General features: G+C 40.0%; 21 protein-coding genes and 2 pseudogenes. All 23 read left to right on the forward strand.

Annotated features, from left to right (window positions below):
- The first annotated feature begins 113 nt into the window (after window positions 1-113).
- The 23 genes and pseudogenes from JCM9152_RS03950 (at window position 114) to JCM9152_RS04055 (ending at window position 20,882) form a co-directional block, all read left to right on the forward strand.
- Window positions 114-1,631, forward strand: a complete 1,518-nt coding sequence (locus JCM9152_RS03950) for an ABC transporter ATP-binding protein (RefSeq protein WP_035341447.1) — start codon at window positions 114-116, stop codon at window positions 1,629-1,631.
- Window positions 1,624-2,681 (forward strand): annotated as a pseudogene (locus JCM9152_RS03955) (ABC transporter permease). Before JCM9152_RS03950 ends, JCM9152_RS03955 begins: the two are co-directional and overlap by 8 nt.
- Window positions 2,682-3,644, forward strand: coding sequence for an ABC transporter permease (locus tag JCM9152_RS03960; RefSeq protein WP_035341223.1), 963 nt, complete (start codon window positions 2,682-2,684; stop codon window positions 3,642-3,644). It abuts the pseudogene before it with no gap.
- Window positions 3,645-4,134: 490 nt separating this feature from the next.
- The gene (locus JCM9152_RS03965) at window positions 4,135-4,476 is read left to right on the forward strand and encodes an EsxC family T7SS substrate (RefSeq protein ID WP_035341226.1); all 342 of its coding nucleotides are present in this window, start codon (window positions 4,135-4,137) and stop codon (window positions 4,474-4,476) included.
- Between the two features lie 29 nt (window positions 4,477-4,505).
- Window positions 4,506-4,808 carry a hypothetical protein gene (locus JCM9152_RS03970; RefSeq protein WP_035341229.1) on the forward strand — a complete coding sequence of 101 codons (303 nt, stop codon included), beginning with the start codon at window positions 4,506-4,508 and terminating at the stop codon, window positions 4,806-4,808.
- Window positions 4,805-5,512: a DUF5081 family protein gene (locus JCM9152_RS03975; RefSeq protein WP_235715613.1), complete on the forward strand. Its 708-nt coding sequence runs from the start codon at window positions 4,805-4,807 to the stop codon at window positions 5,510-5,512. Before JCM9152_RS03970 ends, JCM9152_RS03975 begins: the two co-directional genes overlap by 4 nt.
- Window positions 5,513-5,839 (forward strand): hypothetical protein, encoded by a 327-nt coding sequence (locus tag JCM9152_RS03980; RefSeq protein ID WP_035341232.1) that lies wholly within the window; start codon window positions 5,513-5,515, stop codon window positions 5,837-5,839.
- Window positions 5,840-5,841: 2 nt separating this feature from the next.
- A complete protein-coding gene (locus JCM9152_RS21725) occupies window positions 5,842-7,635 on the forward strand; it encodes an HNH endonuclease signature motif containing protein (RefSeq protein ID WP_235715614.1) in 1,794 nt (597 codons plus the stop codon).
- A 21-nt stretch (window positions 7,636-7,656) separates the two neighbouring features.
- Window positions 7,657-8,130: an SMI1/KNR4 family protein gene (locus JCM9152_RS03995; protein WP_035341235.1), complete on the forward strand. Its 474-nt coding sequence runs from the start codon at window positions 7,657-7,659 to the stop codon at window positions 8,128-8,130.
- Window positions 8,131-8,276: 146 nt separating this feature from the next.
- Window positions 8,277-8,459, forward strand: a pseudogene (locus JCM9152_RS23120) (recombinase family protein); the annotation flags it as partial.
- Between the two features lie 86 nt (window positions 8,460-8,545).
- On the forward strand, window positions 8,546-9,178 hold the full coding sequence (locus JCM9152_RS04000) for a polymorphic toxin type 15 domain-containing protein (protein WP_235715615.1): 633 nt from the start codon (window positions 8,546-8,548) through the stop codon (window positions 9,176-9,178).
- 14 nt (window positions 9,179-9,192) lie between these two features.
- The gene (locus tag JCM9152_RS04005) at window positions 9,193-9,735 is read left to right on the forward strand and encodes a T6SS immunity protein Tdi1 domain-containing protein (protein ID WP_035341238.1); all 543 of its coding nucleotides are present in this window, start codon (window positions 9,193-9,195) and stop codon (window positions 9,733-9,735) included.
- 215 nt (window positions 9,736-9,950) lie between these two features.
- Window positions 9,951-10,121, forward strand: a complete 171-nt coding sequence (locus tag JCM9152_RS22555; RefSeq protein WP_156314976.1) for a hypothetical protein — start codon at window positions 9,951-9,953, stop codon at window positions 10,119-10,121.
- 15 nt (window positions 10,122-10,136) lie between these two features.
- Entirely contained in the window at window positions 10,137-10,514 is a 378-nt protein-coding gene (locus JCM9152_RS04010; protein ID WP_035341240.1) for a DUF4234 domain-containing protein, read from the forward strand.
- Window positions 10,515-10,781: 267 nt separating this feature from the next.
- Window positions 10,782-11,183 (forward strand): nucleotidyltransferase substrate binding protein, encoded by a 402-nt coding sequence (locus JCM9152_RS04015; protein WP_035341242.1) that lies wholly within the window; start codon window positions 10,782-10,784, stop codon window positions 11,181-11,183.
- A gap of 1 nt (window position 11,184) precedes the next feature.
- Window positions 11,185-11,499 (forward strand): nucleotidyltransferase family protein, encoded by a 315-nt coding sequence (locus tag JCM9152_RS04020; RefSeq protein WP_035341244.1) that lies wholly within the window; start codon window positions 11,185-11,187, stop codon window positions 11,497-11,499.
- Between the two features lie 246 nt (window positions 11,500-11,745).
- The gene (locus JCM9152_RS04025; protein WP_235715616.1) at window positions 11,746-12,960 is read left to right on the forward strand and encodes a glycoside hydrolase domain-containing protein; all 1,215 of its coding nucleotides are present in this window, start codon (window positions 11,746-11,748) and stop codon (window positions 12,958-12,960) included.
- A 330-nt stretch (window positions 12,961-13,290) separates the two neighbouring features.
- Window positions 13,291-13,581: an Asp-tRNA(Asn)/Glu-tRNA(Gln) amidotransferase subunit GatC gene (gatC, locus tag JCM9152_RS04030; RefSeq protein WP_035341245.1), complete on the forward strand. Its 291-nt coding sequence runs from the start codon at window positions 13,291-13,293 to the stop codon at window positions 13,579-13,581.
- A 16-nt stretch (window positions 13,582-13,597) separates the two neighbouring features.
- On the forward strand, window positions 13,598-15,055 hold the full coding sequence (gene gatA, locus JCM9152_RS04035; RefSeq protein WP_035341248.1) for an Asp-tRNA(Asn)/Glu-tRNA(Gln) amidotransferase subunit GatA: 1,458 nt from the start codon (window positions 13,598-13,600) through the stop codon (window positions 15,053-15,055).
- Between the two features lie 16 nt (window positions 15,056-15,071).
- Window positions 15,072-16,505 (forward strand): Asp-tRNA(Asn)/Glu-tRNA(Gln) amidotransferase subunit GatB, encoded by a 1,434-nt coding sequence (gene gatB / locus JCM9152_RS04040; protein ID WP_035341251.1) that lies wholly within the window; start codon window positions 15,072-15,074, stop codon window positions 16,503-16,505.
- Between the two features lie 342 nt (window positions 16,506-16,847).
- Window positions 16,848-17,741 carry a diacylglycerol kinase gene (locus JCM9152_RS04045; protein WP_035341254.1) on the forward strand — a complete coding sequence of 298 codons (894 nt, stop codon included), beginning with the start codon at window positions 16,848-16,850 and terminating at the stop codon, window positions 17,739-17,741.
- Between the two features lie 207 nt (window positions 17,742-17,948).
- Entirely contained in the window at window positions 17,949-18,956 is a 1,008-nt protein-coding gene (locus JCM9152_RS04050) for a LacI family DNA-binding transcriptional regulator (RefSeq protein WP_035341459.1), read from the forward strand.
- A gap of 624 nt (window positions 18,957-19,580) precedes the next feature.
- Window positions 19,581-20,882, forward strand: coding sequence for an alpha-glucosidase/alpha-galactosidase (locus tag JCM9152_RS04055; RefSeq protein ID WP_035341256.1), 1,302 nt, complete (start codon window positions 19,581-19,583; stop codon window positions 20,880-20,882).
- The last annotated feature ends 16 nt before the right edge of the window (window positions 20,883-20,898 follow it).

Genomic DNA, 20,898 nt, shown 5'->3' on the forward strand with positions numbered 1-20,898 from the left:
CAAAATGATTATTAGAGCCGTCCGTTCTGGAAAATAGACGGGCGGCTTTGTTGAAAGAAGATCTAGTGTGTTTTCTTTAGGGGGGCTGCTATGTGAAAGATTATGTGATTGAGATGAATGGAATTCGTAAGGAGTTTCCTGGGATTGTGGCAAACGATAACATTACGCTCCAAGTACAAAAAGGTGAGATTCATGCGTTGTTAGGAGAAAATGGAGCTGGGAAATCGACGTTAATGAACGTCTTATTTGGCTTGTATCAACCAGAAAAAGGTGAGATTCGAGTAAGAGGTGAGCATGTACATATTACAGATCCAAATGTGGCCGATCAACTAGGTATTGGGATGGTGCACCAACATTTTATGCTCATTGAGTCATTTACGGTCACTGAGAACATTATACTTGGTCATGAGCCGAAAAAAATGGGGCGTATTCACTTAGATAAAGCAGCTAAAGAGATTCAGGCACTTTCAGATCGCTATGGACTCCGTGTTGATCCATATGCCAAGATTGAATCGATTTCGGTTGGGATGCAACAACGAGTTGAAATTTTGAAGACGTTATATCGTGGAACAGACATTTTAATACTAGATGAACCAACTGCTGTTCTAACTCCACAAGAAATTCAAGAATTAATATCCATAATGAAGATGCTTGTTCAGGAAGGGAAATCGATTATTCTCATTACACATAAGTTAAAGGAGATCATGGCCATTTGCGATCGCTGTACCGTAATCCGAAAAGGGAGAGGCGTTGGCACGGTTGAAGTGAGGGAGACAAATCCTGATCAGTTAGCGGCGATGATGGTTGGACGGGATGTAAACTTTTTTGTCGAAAAAACACGAGCAGAACCGAAGCAAACAATCTTATCTCTTTCCAATGTGTCTGTGAAGGATGCTAGAGGTATTGAAGTAGTGAGTAAACTTTCTCTTGAATTAAAAGCAGGGGAAATTGTCGGGCTTGCAGGAGTGGATGGAAATGGCCAAAGCGAGTTAATTGAAGCGATTACTGGGCTACGAAAAGTAGAAGCAGGTCGAATAGCATTGAATGATCGTGATATTACAAACTTACCCGTTAGAAAAGTAACAGAATCGGGAGTTGGACATATTCCAGAGGATCGACATAAGCATGGGCTTGTACTCGATTTTTCAATCGGGGAAAACATCGTTCTGCAAACGTATTACCAAAAGCCATACTCTAAACGAGGTGTATTAAACTACCCGGAAATTTACAAAAAAGCGAGGGCGCTCATTGAGGATTACGATGTTCGAACGCCAAGTGAATATACACAAGCTCGTGCGTTATCTGGTGGGAATCAACAAAAGGCCATCATTGCCCGTGAAGTGGATCGTTCACCTGATTTACTTATAGCTGCACAGCCAACTCGTGGTTTAGATGTTGGGGCGATTGAAGCGATTCATCGAAGGTTAATTGTGGAGCGAGATAAAGGAAAAGCCGTCCTTCTCATGTCATTAGAGCTTGATGAAATATTAAATGTTAGTGATCGAATTGCGGTTATATATGAAGGGAAGATTGTTGATATAGTTGATGCAGAAAAAACGAATGAGCAGGAGCTGGGTTTCTTAATGGCAGGAGGACAAAAAAAGAAAGAGGTGGAGCTAAGTCATGAATAAATGGTTACCCTCTTCACGTCTATTGTCGTTATCTGTTCCAATCATAGCGGTCTTATTAGGTCTTGTGATTGGAGCGATTGTGATGGTCATTAGTGGTTATAATCCACTCGTTGGCTATCAAGCGTTGCTACGAGGCATCTTCAGTGATCCTTATTATATCGGTGAAACGATTCGTTCGATGACTCCGCTTATATTAGCAGGATTATCTGTAGCCTTCGCCTTTCGAACAGGTTTATTTAATATCGGAGTAGAAGGGCAGCTCATTGTCGGTTGGCTTGCTTCAGTCTATGTTGGTCTTGTGTTAGATCTACCTATGATTATTCACCTACCACTTGCTATATTAGCGGGAGCCGTTGCAGGAGCGCTATGGGGCTTTATTCCAGGTTTTTTAAAGGCGCGCTATCATGTTCATGAAGTTATCGTGACCATTATGATGAATTATATCGCTCTTTATTCGGTGAATTATTTAATTCGTGCTTATTTAATTGTGCCTGGAGAACGAACGGATACCATTGCTCCTAGTGCGTCTTTAGCTTCTACTTTTTTGAAGGAGTTAACCGACTATTCTCGCTTGCATTATGCATTATTATTGCCGTTTCATTGTGTGTGCTTATGTGGTTTATTTTATGGCGAACGACTACAGGCTTTGAGCTAAGAGCGGTTGGCTTTAATCAACATTCATCTCGGTATTCAGGGATGAATGTTCAAAGGAATATTACCCTTTCGATGGTGATTGCCGGCAGCTTTGCAGGCGTGGCTGGTTCAATGGAAGGACTAGGAACATACGGTTATATGAATATTATGTCTGGTTTTACAGGCGTGGGCTTTGATGGAATTGCAGTCGCCTTATTAGGAGCAAATACTGCCATTGGCGTATTTCTATCGTCCTTTTTGTTTGGAGGCTTACAAATAGGAGCGCTTACGATGCAGTCACAGGCAGGAATTCCTGCGGAGTTGATTGATATTATTATTGCGCTCATCATTTTCTTTGTCGCCTCAAGCTATCTCATTTATTGGATCATTAACCGTGTGAAAAAGGAGGGGATTTAAGTGGATGTCATGCAAATATTAGCATTAATCATTCCGGCAGCAATTTATGCTGCAGCTCCGTTGATGCTAACAGCACTTGGTGGGCTATTTAGTGAGCGTTCAGGTGTTGTAAATATTGGACTTGAAGGGTTAATGGTAATGAGGGCTTTCACGGCGATTGTGATGACATTAACGTTAGAGCAAATGGGGCTCGGCGCCATTTCAACGTGGCTAGCGTTACTCGTTGCGGTTTTATTTGGTGCCATCTTCTCTTTATTTCATGCGGTGGCCTCGATACAATTTCGAGCTGATCAGGTTGTGAGTGGTGTCGCGTTAAATTTCTTAGCGATTGGCTTAAGCGTCTTTCTCGTTCGTCTCTTCTATCAAAAGGGGCAAACCGATTTTATACAAAATCGATTATATCGTTTCGATATTCCTTGGTTAAGCGATATTCCAGTCGTTGGACCGCTGTTCTTTTCGAGGACGTATTTGACATCAATCATAGCTATTGCACTCGTATTTGTCGTCCTCTATGTTGTTTACCATACTCCTTTTGGATTACGGCTCCGGTCTGTAGGTGAACATCCGATGGCAGCTGATACGATGGGAATTCGAGTTAATCGTATGCGCTATATCGGAGTGATGTTAAGTGGAGCATTAGGTGGACTAGGTGGCGGTGTGTATGCTGTGACGATATCAGGGAATTTCTCAGCAAATACGATAGTCGGACAAGGGTTTATGGCATTAGCCGTTTTGATCTTCGGGAAGTGGCACCCACTTGGCGTACTAGGGGCGGCCCTGTTCTTCGGGCTTGCACAAGCACTAAGCATTACTGGACAGCAAATCCCATTATTCGCTAACGTCCCAACTGTATTTCTGCATATTGCTCCTTATGTCCTGACGATTCTCGCACTCGCAGGCTTTGTCGGTCGCGCTGATACACCGAAGGCAATCGGAAAACCTTATATTAAAGGATCGAGGTAAGTGATCCAATCTTTGGGGACATTTTTATCCGCAATATAATACGCTAAATGTCTATCAAAATAACTCACTCCATGTGTCTAAAAGCGGAGTGGGTTATTTGTTGTATATATAATTTGTGATGATAAAAAAATATGAAAACTAGTATGATGAATGGACTGAGACATCGAGTAAAATAATGCGTAGTTTTGTACTTTATGTGAAAGTATCAAAAAAAATAGGTGAATTGTCCTTTTGAGCATTTATAGAGGAGATATACAGAATGAGAAAGTAGGGTTTGGATCATAAGTCATGAGAATATCGGTTTGTTTTTTTGGCTGTATGAATGGATACAGTGCCAAAAGTTCTGTTTTAATTATAAACTCTTTCATAAAACTGTTCATAACTATTTGTTAAAAAAAGGCCTATAAGGTAATCTATTCTTGTGAAAAACTGTCTATTTATTGGGACGAAAATGAAACGGTAAGTGGTGTTTTAAAAGGGGTGATTGAGATTGTTTAATTGGTTTAAAACAGATACTGAGATAAAAAGAGATGAGTATTGGAAGCTGTATGAACGATTACAGGATGCGAAGAATGACCACGATCGCATAGTGAGAGATGCAGAATCTGCCTATTCCAGCTATCGTAACGCTGTTCCTTTTTTATCTGAAAATGTGATTCCGTCAAATGATTTCACTCCTGCTCGTCGTCGCTTAAATGACGATTTTAATCAGTATTTAAATGACGAAAAGGCGAAACGAACAGACCTTGTTCGCGCAATTAATCGAGCATATGATCAGTATTTGCACTACCGAAACCAAGCCATTAGGGAGGAACAAGAAGCGAAAAAATAATGATATTCTGGCAATAGGAGGGAAAACCGATGTCAAAGGATACGATCATTCATGATCGCCGATTACAAACAGCACAAGCAGAGGCGAGAAAGCTAGAACGATCAATTGATCGAGCTTATTCGAAATGCGAAACGCTCCATTCCTTTGTTCAATCAGCGAATTGGAAGGGAAGTGCACGCGATAGCTTTCTGAGCTATTTAGACATCATTAAACAATACCACGCGGAATTAAAAGAGGCGGCTCCGTTACAAACGCAAGCGTTGGAAAATATTGATAGCTATAAAAATAATTTTCGTCATCATGCTCTTGTAAGGAAAGTGAAGCGGTTATGATGAGTACCCAAACAGATACGGATACATTTCGTGTACCTGAGCTTTATTTATTAGCGTCAGCCTTTGGGGGTCAAGCCCTTTTTGGCTTGCCAGATAAGAAGAGGTATCAATTACAAGGAGAGGGACCTTTTAAAGAAGCTCATGTCGCTTTAAAGGAAAAAGGCATTTTATCAGAGGAAGGAAAGTTAACAAAAAGCGGAGCGATCATCATTCAAACTCTACAAACCTATTATAATAGTAAAAAATTTGTCCGCATTCATAATGCGATGTTTGCGTTTCAAGAAGAGCCAAAGGATGATGTGATCCTACTCCTTGAAGTAGAAGAGCAAAAGACTTATAAACTAATGGTCATGGCCAAACCATTTGTATTAAAAATGTTAGCCGAGAAGCTCCCGGTTATTTCAAGAGTCCCTCAAGAGAAGGAACGAACATTTCTTAAAGAAAAAGTACCAGAAAAAGAACGAATCGAGCTTGAACAATATGAACCTAACGAAGAAATCATGAACCTAGAAGTTTTCCATCTGAATGAAATTCCGCGTGTGATCACGAATATAGCGCACTATCAGCAATGGCTTATTTTTACGAAACAAGATCAGTTAATTATGGTCGATACGGTGACTAAAACCTACTATTATGCAAGTCAATATTATTTGATGAAGGTGTTATTCGATGAGCTCGAATTCCCATATAAGGAGGGTCAATAGATGGCGCATTTACCTGCTCATGGAGCATCAGCTGGTATTACGGTTGATCCGGATGTTATCACGTCTGTATACAATCAGTTAGCTGATATTATTGTTGAGCTTGAAAGTGAAGCTTTACCAGCGATTAAGGAGCTTAGTCGTCTTCGCTTCTATGAATCGGGCGAAGCGATCGAGGCGATGGAAGTCTATCCAGAGGCGAATGAGAAATTTCAGGATCTTCTCGATAACTATGTCCGGGCGTCGACTCTCGTTGTAGACATACTAGTGACAATGATCGAAACCGACGAAGCGATTGCAGAACAAATCATTGCAGCGTTGGAGGTTTAACGATGGATGTAAAATTTAAGCAAGCAGACTGGGAACAAATGAATAGCGGATTGCGCGACTTGATCGGCTTAGGTAGGTGGGGAAAAGGAGCCATTGATGACTTGAAGGATCTGTCCAAGCTGATGGATAAAGTCGAGTCTGATTTATCAAAGTTTGATAGCGATGGTGTGATCTCGTTGGCTCATCGAAACCAAGAGAGCAAATACCAAGATTTATTCGAGGATTTCAAAGTGCTGACGGAATTCTCGAAAGACGTCGGCAAAGTGGTGAATGAGACGATAGATGAACCTTTTCATAAGGAGATCGATTCATTCGTTGAAAAAATGCGAGATGCATCGATCTCCCATTATACGACCGACAATCGAATTGGCGCGACGGATACAATTATCTCCTATTATGGCGGTTATCGGCAAGAACATGTCATCGAAAAAAAGGAAATTGGATTAGAGGACCTCTTTAACGGTGACAACTTCTATGCCGAACAAATGAAGCTTGAATATGAGCTCTGGCAAGGACAAGTGTCAAACGAAGAAATCACCTATGAAGATTACCAGCTTGCGGCTGTGAATATGAACGCCTTTGAATACTCGTCAATTAAAGACTCGCAAATCACGAAGGAGTTTTGGGTGAGCATCGCCGCAACGGTCGTCATTATCGGGGCGGCAATCATTTGTCCTCCTGCTGGATTGGCATTAGGCGTAGCTTATGGTACGTTAGAGTTAAGCAGTGCTGTGTCTGGAACCGATTGGGTATCAGGCCGAGAAATAGATACAGGAGAACGTCTCCTCCGTGGAGGTCTGGCGCCGCTTGATATTATTCCAGGTGTAAGTGCGGTGAAACGATTTAGTACGGTCGCTCGTACTGTCAATGTTGGAAGTGACCTTGCCCAAGCAGGAACACGTACCGCTCTCACAGCACGTCTAACGTCATCCGCGCAACAACAGATGCGCACCGTCCAAGACGTCGTCGTCACCGCAGGCAAACAAGCCGATGCGCGCTTAAGAAGCGCCGGCCAATTCCTGAAGGACCAAGGTGCGAATGCCGTAACGAGAGTGGCTGATAGCGTAACGGATATGGCGAGATTAGGAGATAAAGGCCTCACGTCAATGAAGAACGCCATCCCGCAAAACGGATTGGCCCTTGATGGAATAGGCGCTTCGGCAAGAATCCCAGCCGAAAACATTCACACGCTTGAAAATGCGACGAGTGGATTGGCGAATTGGATGAAGAGTAGTGTGGGGAAAGTGGATGGTGTGGGAAGTGGGGTTGGTAGTAAGGGTACGGTTAAAGGTAAGGGAGTTAGTGAAACTAATTTAAGAAATATTGATGATTTTATAAAGGGCAATAAAAAATTTGATGAAGTCATTGAAGACTATGCAAAAGTATATAAAGAACATGTTGATTTAAACAAACCTTGGTCTTGGGATGATACTATTCCTGTTGGCGATAGTTTGTCTTCTGCTCAAAAAAGAAAGATAAAAGAAATGGCTATAGAGAAAGGACATATTCCTGAAATAAAGGTTACTAAAGCAGATGGTATGAGGTATGGATTTGCCGACTTTGCAAGTGCGGGTGTTGTAGAAGAAACTGTTCAGCTACCCGAAAAATTTTGGAGATTTTCAGATAAAGAACAGTTTAAGTGGTTAGATGAACAAATAGGTGGTACAAGAAAAGGAATGACATGGCATCATACGGAGATTCCTGGTAAAATGGAGCTAGTCCCCTTTGGAATTCATAATATTACACCTCATAATGGTGGAAGGACAAAAGGTATGTGGGCCGACGCTCCAAGATAATAATATTGAGGAGGTATAGAAATGGACTTTAAAGATGGATCAATAATTTATCCCTTACCAGACGATACTTTGCTTTCTGAAAGGGAAGGTAAGTGGAGAATAAATTTACCAGAGACGTATAAAGAATTTATAAAAAAATATAATGGTGGTACGCCTATAAAGGATAGTTTTAAGCATAATAACCATATTTATGCGATTGATAGGTTTTTATGTATTTTAAAAGTAACCGGGGAAAGAGAAGATGAGTATTATGATATAGGAGTAGTTAGAACACAATTAGACGAAAGAATTGTTTTTGATGAAAATTTAGTTGGTACTGAACTGTTACCAATAGCTGTTTTATTTGCAGGTGACTTTGTTTGCTTAGATTATCGTAACGATGTTGAAGAGCCTATTGTATGCGTTTGGAATCATGAAGAGTCTTCAGATTTAAATCCTGTAACATATATTATAAGTAATAGCTTTGAAGAATTTCTAAATATGTTAACAGAATAGATACTGGTTAAGTTAGTAACAATACCTTGATCCAATGCTTGTAAATCAGTCAAACTTATTTAATATACTAAAAGCACTTGATTGTCTAATAGGTAATAGGTGTTTTTAGTTTTTTATGGAAATTCCATTCTTTGGACGACATAACATATTGTAAGGAACAAGGCTTAAACTTGATTCATATTTTTAGAGATGAGGGAATTAGTGGCGCCAAACCGAATGAAGAAGCATTAGAAATTGACAGGGTGGGCTAACAGGAAATGTTGGCTCACCTTTCGTCTGTCAAACTTGATTATGTGGTGGTGCTGAACACAAGCCGATTATGGCGGTCAAGACGTTGATATTGGTCTAATAATTCCATTAAGCCATTCACCAAAAATCATTTGTCCGTAAATTGGCTTTGTCTTTGATGGGGACAATGTCAAGAATCCCAGCCGAAAACGCCCACACGCTTGAAAATGTGACGAGTGGATTGGCGAATTGGATGAAGAGTAGTGTGGGTTCTGGTGGTAGTGGCGTTAATGTACCTGTTGGAACGGGAAGACAATTAGATGACGTACCGAGAATAAAAGAAATTGAAGTGAATTTTACTAGAAATCCGAAGCACAACCAACAAGAGTTTGCGAGACAATTAAAAGATCAAGAAACAGGCATGAACCAGCTAACTGTTGACGAATATCTAAAAAATAGAGAAAAATATATTGCTGAAGGTAGAGCAATAGAGGGAAATGCAGCTCAACAAGCTGCTAGGGAAGAAGCTTATGTACAAAAGATAAATGAACTACAAAGAGAAGGATTAACGTTATCGAAAGCAAAGAAACAAGCTAAGGAGTGGTTAGATAATCAAGCTGCACTTCATAACCCAGACCAGATAGCAGGTGGAAAGGCAGAAGTAATAGGAGGTTTGGGAGATAAAAGAATTAATTCATCATTAGGTAGTCAATGGCGGTATAGGATTGATATTGTTGATGAACAAATCAAGGAATTAGCAAAAAGTATGACACCAGAACAACTGAAAAACACTTATTTGAAAGTGAAATTAACACATTAGTGGGAGGGTTTAAAATGGAACAATTTTTAAAAGATTTTAAATTGCATAATAAAGTTCCGAGTGAAATCATTGGGAAATATAGACAACTGGTACCAAATGAAATGATAGATTTATGGAGTAATTATGGATTTGGTACATTTATGCAAGGGTATTTTAAAAGTGTAAATCCAGAGGAATTTAAAGAAATTTTGGAGGGTAGTAGTGAAAGATACAAGGATTCAGTAGTGTTGTTTGCTACAGGTATGGGTGACTTAGTTATTTGGTCAGATGGATATGTTAGACTCCTTAATTACAGGTATGGTGTAGTAAAGACAATTATGTTTACATTTGAATTCTTCTTTCAAAATATTGAAGATATGGAATTTAGAGACGAAGATTTGTCTTGGCAACCTTATCCTGAAGCTATTAAACAGTATAATGAGTTGGATTATGACGAATGCTTCGGCTACACCCCCCTCCTAGGTTTAGGTGGAGCAGAAAAAGTAGAAAACTTAAAAAAAGTCAAATTAAAAGAACATATTATGATTATTACTGAATTTATGGGGCCAATAGAATAATCTGGTTAGTCGATTTAGGATTTAACCCACTACCATGGGTTAAGATTGGTTTGACTTGTTGAAAGAGTCGTGGATATGCATCATGACGTTATGGGAATGATTAAAGGATCACGTATGTACTGAAACTCTACTATACCTTTACTAATCTTTAAAACAGTATCGACTCATAGCATTCAGTCTATTAATTACATATTTAACAATAAAGGAGAACCCAAATGACAGTAGAAACAAAACAAGCGAAGTGCCCATATTGTGAAAGCAGCGATCTAACAAAAAAGAAAAGAGGATGGACCATTACGACTGGGATATTTGGTATGAATAAAATGCAATATCAATGCCATGAGTGCGGTAAGAAATTCATGGAAAAAGCAGCGAAGTTTGATTGATAGAAGGAGTAGGCAATGAAGACAATAGAGAGACATTTATTAACGTTGTACCTACTATGCATTTTCACCTTTAATATCTATTATTTCTATTGGGTATTTGAGACATCAAAACATATGGAAGAGGAAAAACCTACTCCTGGAATGGTTGTGTTTCTAGGTATTATTACAATCGGTATTTATTTAGTGTATTGGAACTTTAAAACCGCTAAAGAAATCTATAATTATGCTCAATGGGAGGGATACAAAGGAATAAGCGATCAATCGGTTCTTTGTCTCATTTGTAGCTTAATCCCTTTCGGTGGTTGGTTAATCTCGATGGGGCTTATTCAGACAAACATTAATACGCTCCATTTTTTAGAGAGTCGAAAGAAATTAAGTGTATCAGGCGAATAGGGAATGACATAAGGTCACCGTCAAATACTCCTAGGTCATAGGTGTATTTGACGGTGACAATTTTTATGAGTAACTGTTTAGAGGTGTCCTATTATGTAGTTCTTTCTAGTGTGTTTTGTTAAAACTTCGCTTGTAGCACCTTGTTGTTTTTATTAATCAAACGACGAGATGGTTTCTTAAGAATGATTGTTTAATGTATAATAAGATCAGTGTATAAGACTTTTGCAAGGACTGTTAGATTCCAATCTAAACATGGAGTGAAAAAACATGGATGAAATGAAAAGTATTCGATGGAAACAAAGGTTTGAGAATTTTGAAAAGTCTTTTAAACTCCTAGAAAAATACGCAAATAGCTCCATATCGACAGAATTAGAACAAGCAGGTATGATTCAATTTTTTGAAACTACTTTTGAATTGGCGTGGAAGGTATTGAAGGATTATTTGGAGTCAGAGGGTTATATCGCAAAAAGTCCCAGGGAATGCATTAAACAAGCTTTTCAGATAGAGTTGATTGAAGATGGGCACCTTTGGATGGATGCGCTTGCTAAACGGAATTTGACAAGCCATACTTATGATGAAGAGCTAGCGGAAAAGTTAGTGAAAGAAATACAAGAACAATTTGTACCTTTACTTAGAAACCTATATAACAAATTATTAAAGGAACGATGATATGTTTGGACTAATTGAGAGTGATTTAGACTATATAAATAGGGCCATAAGCGAATTTAGTGAAATTGAATATGCGGTTATTTTTGGAAGTAGAGCAATGGGTAATTACAAAAAAGGATCTGATATCGATCTTGCTATAAAAGGAAAAGAAATTACGTCAGAGACATTATATAAGTTATCCGATTTACTAAATGAGGAATATCCTTTACCGTATTTTTTCGATGTGCTTCACTACGAAGCAATCACTAATGAAAATATAAAAGCTCATATTGATAAAGAGGGTAAAGTCATATACGAAGCGAGCTCGTTGAAGTAGCTGCGTGAATACAAAGAAGAACGTATAGCCTTGTCATCTAAGGCAACGACATTGAGGTGTTTCAAAAGGTTATTATAAAACTTTTGGAACACCTCTTATTATATTTTGGCTCTACATGCAAAGAGAGTATCATTCATGAAAGTGTAACTATCATCACGACTAGACAAATGCCCAAAAATTTGTATGGCACTCACTTAGCTTTCTTGCTTTACGTACGATGATAACGAACGTAAAGGAGGGAAGAGAGTGAGATATACGCATAAAATGTTGCCATATGTATTGTCTTTCGTCTTAATTGTCGTCACTGCGTTCACCTTCTATATGTATGGAAGTGCCGATAGGACAAATCCAGTCACTGCTTCAGATGACTCACAACAATCCAACGGTGAAGAGAGTGATTTAAGTAATACGATAACGAATGAGGTAAATGCTGATGCAGGAAATGTTGACAATTCCATCATCAATGAAGTGAATGTAAGCGATGGTGAGATCAATAATAGCGTTGAAAATACTATTAACAGTGAAAATGGTGATATAGGTAATCATATTGAAAATCACTTGAGCGGAGACAATGCGACCGTTGATAATCAAGTGAAAAATAATATTATAGGTTCAAACAACACGGTTACGAATCATATTACGAACAACATAGAAGTGAATGTTGATGTCCATGTAGAAAATGACATTGTCAATCACGTAGAAGGAAAAGGTGGCGATGGAGAAGACGATACGGATGGAAGTGGCAACGGTAACGGCGATGAAGCAGACAGTGAGGAAGAGAATGGGAACGGTGAAGCTTCTAATGGTGAAATGCCTGATACCGTTTGGGGAGTTGACTCAGCAAGCTTGACAACAGACGACATGCTTTCATGTGTTCGCGAGAATTTCGGGGACCCACAAGTATGGGCCAGATATTTAGGAGATAAAGAAGGGGTTTCTTATGGATTGACTCACGAAGAAGTGGAATTTTTGCACGAAAATGATATTGATATTATGGTTATTTGGAATCACTTCACGGATGCGACTAGTTATGAAAAAGGACAAAGCGAAGCGACAGCGGCGATTGAAAAGGCTAGGGAGTTTGATATTCCAGAAGGGGTAGCCATATTTGCTAATGTGGAACCGATCTATCCCATTGATGCTGACTTCCTACTAGGCTGGTACGATACGTTAGAAGATTCGGAGTATGAATCCGGTGTGTATGGAATTTTCCATCCCGATCGTGAACTGTATACGGCCTATGAAACGGCTGTCGAGGAGAATTCTAGCTTACTAGAAAACAATTATGTGTGGACGTCTTCACCGAATATTGGTATTACAACAGAAGAAAATGCACCAGAATACGATCCCGAAGCACCTGAAGGAGCGTTAATCGCTGGCTGGCAATACGGAATTGATGCACAAACATGCAACATTGATACTAATCACTTTGACAGTAATGTGTTTGACGCCTTGTGGTAGTAGAGGGATGTAGCATTAAATAAACGACAAAAAGAAGGGGCTGCCAAAGGAACGATCTTCCTCCATGGCAGCCCACTACAGTTAATGTACTCTTACACGTCTCAATGTAAGACGAGTAAACCAACACTACAAATGATGATTCCGTACTGACGTTGGAAAAAAAGTTAGAAACACAATAACAATGTTGGTAACACAGCATACAAAAAAGAAATGTCAATAACTAATTAGAAGATAGCAAGTTTGTCCCCCTTTATTGCCTACACTAAAGGAATTTGGTATCATTAATAGTATTGTCAATACGTGTGAACTTTTTTTGGAGGTGAAGCAAGAATGTCTCGAATTTCAGAGGAGCAAGTGAAGCATGTCGCCAACTTAGCACGGTTAGCGATTACGGAGGAAGAAGCGAAGATGTTTACAGAGCAATTGGATGCGATTATTACGTTTGCAGAGCAATTAAATGAGTTAGATACAACAGGTGTCGAGCCGACGACTCATGTCTTAAATATGAAAAATGTGTTACGTGAGGATAAAGCGGGTGAAGGGCTACCAGTAGAAGAAGTATTGAAAAATGCGCCTGATCATGAGGATGGCCAAATTAAAGTTCCATCCATTATCGAATAGTTGGGAGGTTAGCGAGATGTCATTATTTGATCATAAAATGTCAGAGCTTCATGACATGTTACATAAGAAGGAAATTAGCGTTTCTGATTTAGTCGATCAGTCTTACAAGCGTATTGCTGAAACAGATGACAAGGTAAAAGCATTCGTTACGTTAAACGAAGAGAAAGCGCGTGCCTATGCTGCAGAATTGGACGAAGCACTCGGTTCAGACAGCGAGCGCGGGCTTTTATTTGGTATGCCGATTGGGGTAAAGGATAACATCGTAACAAAAGGCTTACGAACGACTTGCTCAAGTCGAATTTTAGAGAACTTTGATCCGATTTATGATGCGACTGTTGTGCAAAAGCTAGCTGACGCACAAGCGGTGACTATTGGTAAGCTGAATATGGATGAGTTTGCGATGGGGTCTTCGACAGAAAACTCTGCATTCCAAGAAACGAAGAATCCTTGGAACTTAGATCATGTTTCTGGTGGGTCAAGTGGAGGATCAGCAGCAGCTGTTGCGGCTGGACAAGTTCCGTTTACGTTAGGTTCAGATACGGGAGGTTCGATTCGTCAGCCTGCTGCGTATTGCGGTGTTGTTGGTTTGAAGCCTACATATGGTCGTGTTTCACGATTTGGACTAGTGGCATTTGCTTCATCCTTGGATCAAATTGGACCTGTTACGAAAACGGTTGAAGATAATGCGTACTTATTACAATCAATTGTCGGTGTTGATCCAATGGATGCAACATCAGCCAATGTTGAAGTGCCTGACTTTTTATCGGCTTTAACCGGTGATGTGAAGGGCTTAAGGATTGCAGTTCCTAAGGAGTATTTAGGAGAAGGGGTTCAGGAGGAAGTTAAGCAATCGGTTCTTGATGCGTTGAAGGTGCTTGAAGGACAAGGTGCTACGTGGGAGGAAGTTTCGCTACCACATTCGAAATATGCACTAGCAACGTATTACTTATTGTCTTCTTCAGAAGCTTCAGCCAACCTTTCTCGCTTTGATGGTGTTCGTTATGGCTATCGTACCGACAATGCCGATAACTTACTCGATATGTATAAGCAAACGAGAGCAGAAGGGTTTGGCGATGAAGTGAAGCGTCGTATTATGCTAGGAACGTTTGCGTTAAGCTCAGGCTATTATGATGCCTATTATAAGAAAGCACAGCAAGTTCGTACATTAATTAAACAAGACTTTGAGAAGATTTTTGATCAATATGATGTCATTATTGGACCGACGTCACCGACGCCTTCATTCAAAATTGGTGAAAACACGAAGGATCCATTAACGATGTATGCGAACGATATTTTGACGATTCCAGTAAACCTTGCGGGGGTACCAGGTATTTCAGTACCTTGTGGCTTCCAGGACGGATTGCCGCTTGGCTTGCAAATTATCGGAAAGCACTTTGATGAAAGCACGGTTTACCGTGTTGCTCATGCGTTTGAACAAGCAACAGACTATCACACGAAGAAGCCGACATTGTAAGGGAGGGATGAGGTCGATGAGTCAATTTGAAACGATTATTGGACTTGAGGTCCACGTAGAGCTAGAAACAGATTCGAAAATTTTCTCAGCAAGTCCCAATCACTTCGGATCAGAGCCGAATGCAAACACGAGTGTGATTGATCTAGGATACCCTGGGGTCTTGCCTGTTTTAAACCGTTCGGCGGTTGAATTTGCTATGAAGGCAGCGATGGCGCTTAATTGTGAGGTCGCGACTGACACGAAGTTTGATCGAAAGAATTATTTCTATCCAGATAATCCAAAGGCGTATCAAATTTCGCAATTTGATCAGCCAATCGGAGAAAACGGCTGGATTGAAATTGAAGTGGATGGCTATAAGAAGCGTATTGGGATTACACGTCTTCACCTTGAGGAAGATGCAGGAAAGTTAACGCATTCGCCAAACGGCTATTCGTTAGTTGACTACAACCGTCAAGGGACGCCGTTAATTGAGATCGTATCAGAGCCAGACATTCGTACACCGAATGAGGCGTATGCCTACTTGGAGAAGTTGAAGGCAATCGTACAATATACAGGTGTTTCTGATTGTAAAATGGAGGAAGGTTCTCTACGTTGTGATGCGAATATTTCCCTTCGTCCAATCGATCAAGAGAAATTCGGAACAAAAACAGAGCTAAAGAATTTAAACTCTTTTAACTTCGTTCGCAAAGGATTAGAATATGAAGAGAAACGTCAAGAGCAGGTACTCCTTTCTGGAGGGGTAATTGAACAAGAAACACGTCGCTATGACGAAGCGGCAAACAAAACTCTTTTAATGCGTGTGAAGGAAGGATCAGATGATTATCGATATTTCCCTGAGCCTGACCTAGTTGCTCTCTATATTGATGATGAGTGGAAGGAGCGCATTCGTGCGGATATTCCAGAATTACCAGATGCACGAAAGCGTCGCTATGTCGATGAGTTAGGATTACCGGCATACGATGCAGCTGTCCTAACATTAACGAAGGAAATGTCTGATTTCTTTGAAAGCACAGTTGAGCAAGGAGCAAGTGCTAAGCAAGCATCGAACTGGCTCATGGGTGAAGTTTTAGGCTATTTGAATGCAGAGCAGAAAGAGTTAAAGGATGTTGCTTTAACACCAGAAGGCTTAGCTGGCATGATACAGCTCATTGAAAAAGGAACAATCTCTTCTAAAATTGCCAAAAAGGTGTTCAAGGAATTAATAGAAAACGGTGGCAATGCTGAACAGATCGTTAAAGAAAAAGGACTTGTGCAAATTTCTGACGAAGGTGAGCTTCTGAAGATGGTGACAGAAGTACTCGACCAAAATCCGAAAATTATCGATGATTACAAAAATGGGAAAGAAAAAGCGATCGGTTCCCTTGTTGGTCAAGTGATGAAAGCATCAAAAGGAAAAGCGAATCCACAAATGGTCAACAAGCTACTACTTGAAGAAGTGAAAAAGCGTTAAGAGTGATAAAAGATCCTCATTTGCTCAAGGAGCAGGTGAGGATCTGCTTTGTTATAGGGAATAGGTGCAGGTTTGGGAGGAAATTCGTTATGAAAGTAAATCAGGTGGAGGGGTGATGTAGTTTTGGAAGAGAATCAAAGGGGAAGTCGATAGGGTACCACCAGAAAGAGTATCTAAGTGAGGAAATAATAATCTCTCCCGTTCATAAAACACATACATTTATAGATTTCGAGAATTAGATTATCTCAGCCACGTTCATTGCTTATAGATTAGATGTAAGGTACAATATGTTAAGAACATGACAAAAATTGGTGATTTTAAAGAAAAAGTAGGGGATCTACGATGAAACGAGCTCGATTGATTTATAATCCGACATCAGGCCGTGAACAAATCAGAAAGAATTTAGCGTATATTTTAGAGCGATTAGAAAAATCAGGCTATGAAACATCGGCTCATGCGACAACAGGTGAAGGCTGTGCAGCGAAGGCGGCACGTAAGGCTGGGGAAAATGGATATGATCTCGTTATTGCAGCAGGTGGGGATGGGACAATATTTGAAGTTGTGAATGGTTTAGCGAACTTAGAAGAAAGGCCAACATTAGGCTTAATTCCAGCAGGGACAACAAATGATTTTGCGCGTGCGCTACACATTCCAAGAGATGTGGAAAAAGCATGTGATGTTCTTTGTGGAAAGCACGTTGAACCGATCGACATTGGTCAAATTGATGATCGCTTTTTTATTAATATTGCAGCGGGTGGAACGTTAACGGAGCTGACATATGAGGTGCCAAGTAAGCTGAAGACGGCGGTTGGTCAGCTAGCATACTACTTAAAAGGAATAGAGAAGCTGCCGCAAATTGCCCCACAGCATGTACGCATTGAGTATGATGGTAAATTATTTGAAGGTGAAATTATGATGTTCCTTGTATCGAATACAAATTCGGTAGGTGGTTTTGAAAAACTCGCCCCTGAAGCGTCATTACAAGATGGGATGTTTGATTTTATTATCGTCAAAAAATTATCCTTCCCTGAATTTCTCCACTTAGTTACGTTAGCAATGCGCGGGGAACATATTAACCATCCGAAGGTGATGTACGTTCATGCCAATCGGATAAAGGTCGAGGTGGAGGGTGACATGCAGCTAAACCTAGACGGCGAGCATGGCGGAGCGCTTCCAGCTGAATTTGTCAATTTATATCAGCACTTCAAAATGCTTATGCCAGAGAAGCGTTCGTAAGTCGAATCTAACAGGAATGATTCACGGTCCTAAGGCCTTTTTAATCCTTAGGGCTTTTTCTTTTTCATGCTAGGCAAGGGTGAATACTTCCTTCGTCATCTATAATGGCTGTGTCCATTTTCTTATTACGGTCGTTCATGCTACAATTCAAATAGTGATTAGGCGCGATGAAGAGGCGTCACTGTAGTGGATAGTGAGGGGATGAACGTGGCAACAATTAAAGAAATTGCCGAGAAAGCAAATGTATCAACGGCGACTGTATCAAGAGTACTTAATCATGACAAAAGTCTTTCGGTAACAGACGAAACGCGAGAGCGAATTATTAGTATTGCGAACGAGTTAAATTACGTGCCCGTCCGAAAGAGACAGACGGAGAGAAATCAAGAGTCGGTAGCGATAAATCGTATTTTTGGTTTGGAAATGTGGTATGCACCTGAATACGAATGGGAAGATACATACTTCTTATCCATTCGTAAAGGCATTGAGCAAGAGTGTAGTGAAAGAGGTATTACTCTTAGAAAGTTAAAGCATGATTGGCGGGACAAGCGTGAAAATTATGAGGATTTAGATGGATTAATTGTCATTGGAGCGTTAGAAGATGAAACGAAAGTGGACAAGGTGAGTCCGGTTGTATTGGTGAACGATTCAACGGAAAATCCAAAGTATGATAATGTTGTTCTTGATTACGAAAAGGCAACCGAGCAAGCGATTGAACACTTACTAATGTTAGGGCATACGAAAATTGGTTTTATCGGGGGGATGCACCAAACAGGAGAAGAAGAAATAAAAGACTTGCGTCAGAGAGCGTTTGAATCTATTTTGCAGGAAAAAGGGTTACTGAAGGAGGAGTATATCTTTCTTTCCTCGCGTTTTCTTGTTAGCGATGGCTATGAATGCATGAAGCAATTAATTCGAAATGAACAACGGCCAAGTGCTTTATTTGTTGCTAGTGATGCGATGGCTATTGGAGCCATACGCGCTGCACATGAAGCAGGGATGAAGGTGCCTAGTGATATAAGTATTGTTAGCTTTAACGATGTTGAAATGGCCGCTTTCACTCAACCAGCGATTACAACCGTAAAAGTCTACACAGAGGAAATGGGACGAACGGCTGTTAAGCTTATTTTAGATCAGTTAAATGGACGAACGATTCCGATTAAGGCGGTGCTGCCAACGAACTTAGTCATAAGAGAAAGTGCGAAAGAATACCGATAAGTCTGGGCAAGGTAAAGCTCTCGTCAATTGGCGAGAGCTTTTTTGAAAGAGAAGAAAAGAATTAAGTTTAAACGTTTAATCAAGGTGGAAGTACGCGAATGCGCTCGTTACACGTATTTATGAGAGATGCCAATTTCCATAGACACTGAACCCCTTTATAACGGATCAATACGTCTGAATAAAGAAAAAGATAGTCGAACAGTTTTCCTTAAGGCTTTCCAATGGACGTGTAGAGATGGACATAGCTGGGGTGTATAGGACACATGCTGTATGCGATTCCTCATTCCTCTATTTTACGTTTGCATGTCGTTATGGTTCCCTCATTCCTCTATTTAGGCTTTTATGGCCCCTTTTGGTCTCAATTTGCTCAATAGTGGAATGAGGATTCCTTTTACTTCTCAGGCAGCGAGTTTCCCCCGATTTAGAGGAATGAGGATTCCTTTTATTTTTTTGTGCTTCGTTGTCTCTCCGATAGACAGAAGAGGTGGTTGTTATTTCTCTTTCCATCATGAAAATAAAAAGTTGTTATCTTTTCTTAAAAAAGATTGACATGGAATACTCACTAAGTTATCTTTTAGTTAATAAAAATATTTATTTACTAAACGAAACCGAGGAGGACTATTTATGGCGAAGATTACGTTTATCGGGGCAGGGAGTACGGTATTTGCGAAGAATGTATTAGGGGATTGCATGTTTGTTGATGCGTTAAATGGCTTTGAATTTGCCCTTCATGATATTGATGAAACGAGATTAAAAGATTCAGAGACGATGCTATTGAATCTAGCAAACAAATATAACCCATCCATTAAAGTGAAAGCGTATTCGAATCGTAAGGAAGCATTAAGAAATGCGAAATATGTGATTAATGCTGTGCAAATTGGTGGGTATGAACCGAGTACTGTTATTGATTTTGAAATCCCCAAAAAGTACGGGTTGCGACAAACGATTGCAGATACGATTGGAATCGGTGGACTCTTCCGTTCATTACGAACCATTCCGGTACTATTAGACTTTGCAAAGGATATGGAGGAAGTCTGTCCAGATGCGTTGTTCCTTAATTATACAAATCCAATGGCTGCGCTGACAGGAACGATGCTTCGTTATACAAATATTAAAACAGTTGGATTATGTCATAGTGTACAAATTTGTACTGATCATCTTTTCAAAGCATTAGAAATGGAACACGACGGAATCGAACAAAAAATTGCAGGGATTAACCATATGGCATGGTTGCTCGAAGTAAAAAAGGATGGTAAGAATCTGTATCCAGAAATAAAAAGACGAGCAAAGGAAAAGCAAAAAGAAAAGCATGGTGACATGGTTCGCTTCGAACTTATGGATAAGTTCGGTTACTATGTGACAGAATCGTCTGAGCATAATGCTGAATATCATCCTTATTTTATTAAGAGCCGTTACCCGGAATTAATTGATCGCTTTAACATCCCATTGGATGAATATCCACGTCGTTGTATTAATCAAATTAAAGGCTGGGAAGAAATGCGTGAAGATATGGTTAACAATACACAGCTCACACATGAACGTTCACATGAGTATGGCTCGCGTATTATTGAAGCGATGGAGACGAATAAGCCATTTAAATTTGGTGGTAATGTCTTAAATGAAGGTGGACTCATTTCGAACTTGCCAACGAATGCTTGTGTTGAGGTTCCTTGTATTGTTGATCGTAGCGGTGTGATGCCATGCTATGTCGGTGCTTTACCTGAACAACTTGCAGCACTTAATCGTACGAATATTAATACTCAACTATTGACGATTGAAGCAGCTATGACATTGAAGAAGGAGCATATTTACCAAGCAGCTATGCTTGATCCTCATACAAATTCAGAACTATCAATGGATGATATCATCGCACTGTGTGATGATTTGATTGAAGCACATGGTGATTGGTTGCCTAAGTATAAGTAACCTGTTGCATGTAAAA

Source organism: Halalkalibacter hemicellulosilyticusJCM 9152 (genome assembly GCF_000513115.1).
Lineage (GTDB): Bacteria > Bacillota > Bacilli > Bacillales > Bacillaceae_D > Halalkalibacter > Halalkalibacter hemicellulosilyticus.